Source organism: Neisseria sp. 27098_8_139 (assembly GCF_041433195.1).
GTDB lineage: Bacteria > Pseudomonadota > Gammaproteobacteria > Burkholderiales > Neisseriaceae > Neisseria > Neisseria subflava.
The window spans coordinates 1-1,615 of record NZ_JAPWBA010000034.1 but is presented as its reverse complement, the minus strand read 5'-3'; the positions used below and the strand labels follow the sequence as shown (position 1 = coordinate 1,615).

General features: G+C 46.7%; 2 protein-coding genes. Both read left to right on the top strand.

Features of this window, described 5'->3' with window-relative positions; genetic code table 11:
• Window positions 1-215 precede the first annotated feature (215 nt).
• Window positions 216-1,136: an aspartate carbamoyltransferase gene (gene pyrB, locus O3660_RS11550; protein ID WP_003684701.1), complete on the top strand. Its 921-nt coding sequence runs from the start codon at window positions 216-218 to the stop codon at window positions 1,134-1,136.
• 10 nt (window positions 1,137-1,146) lie between these two features.
• Window positions 1,147-1,605, top strand: a complete 459-nt coding sequence (gene pyrI, locus O3660_RS11545) for an aspartate carbamoyltransferase regulatory subunit (RefSeq protein ID WP_049350947.1) — start codon at window positions 1,147-1,149, stop codon at window positions 1,603-1,605.
• The last annotated feature ends 10 nt before the right edge of the window (window positions 1,606-1,615 follow it).

Below are 1,615 nucleotides of genomic sequence, written 5' to 3'. Positions count from 1 at the left end.
AACTGAAAACAGCCGAATCCCTGTGCTTGGGTCTTAGTCCGTCTGAAAACTTGAAAGAAGCAGCCGTCTGTTAAATATGCGATAATGCGGAAGATTTCATGGGTGTGGTAGGAACATGGTTGTGATTGTCCGACGAGGATGATGTCGGGCAACGATGGAATCGGTTTGCTTGAAACGCCCGCCTGTTGCGGGCTTTTTTATGGGAAGGAATGGTCATGCCTAATCCGCTTTATCGGCAACATATTATTTCAATTTCAGATTTGACGACGGAGCAGCTCGAATTGCTGCTTCAGACGGCCTTGAAGTTGAAAAAGCAGCCTCGTGAAGATTTGCTTGAGGGTAAATTGATTGGATCGTGCTTTTTTGAACCGTCCACCCGTACGCGTTTGTCTTTTGAAACCGCGGTACAGCGTTTGGGTGGGAAAGTTATCGGTTTTTCTGATGGTGCGAATACCAGCGCGAAAAAGGGTGAAACGCTTGCAGATACTGCGAGGATTATTTCTAGCTATACGGATGCGATTATTCAGCGACACCCTAAAGACGGTGCGGCCCGTGTGGCGGCCGAGTTTTCGAGCGTACCTGTGATTAATGCCGGTGATGGTACCAACCAACATCCGAGCCAGACGCTTTTGGATTTGGTAACGATTTATGAAACACAAGGTAGCTTGAGCAATTTGAAAATTGCGATGGCCGGTGATTTGAAATATGGCCGTACAGTACACTCATTGTGTCAGGCACTGAAGCGTTGGGGTTGTGAGTTTGCATTTGTTTCCCCTCCCAGCTTGGCGATGCCGGACTATATTACTGAAGAGCTGGAGGAGGCTGGTTGCCCTTACCAAGTTTTGTCCAGCTTGGAAGAAGCGGTCGAATGGGCGGATATTTTGTACATGACCCGTGTTCAGCGCGAACGTTTTGATGAGCAGGAATTTGCCAAAATTCAGGGTAAGTTCAATCTTGATGCGTCAATGTTGGCAAACGCCAAACCCAATTTGCGCGTCTTGCATCCTTTACCGAGGGTAGATGAAATTCATCCGGATGTAGATAAAACACCTCATGCCTATTATTTTGAACAGGCAACCAATGGCGTGTATGCACGGATGGCGATTTTGTCTTTGGTATTGAACGAAGAAGTTTAAGGAGCGAGAGATGGAAAACTCAAAACTCAGCGTTGAAGCGATTGAACAAGGTACGGTAATTGACCATATTCCTGCCGGTAAAGGCTTGGCCATTCTAAGACAGTTTAAGCTGCTGCATTATGGCAGTGCGGTTACGGTCGGCTTTAATTTGCCCAGCAAAACGCAAGGAAGCAAAGACATTATCAAAGTCAGCGGCGTATGGTTGGATGCCAATGCGGCCAACCGTTTGGCTTTATTTGCCCCTGAAGCAGTGGTAAACAAAATCGATCAGTTTAAAGTGATCGACAAACAGCATTTGTCATTGCCGGACGAAATTTCAGAAGTATTCCGCTGCCCGAATACCAATTGTGCCAGTCATGGCGAGCCGGTCATCAGCCGTTTTTATGTCCGTTTACATAATGGTCAGACACGTTTGAAATGCCATTATTGCGAGAAAACCTTCTCGCGTGATTCGGTTGCCGAAGCCTGATATGTAGAAA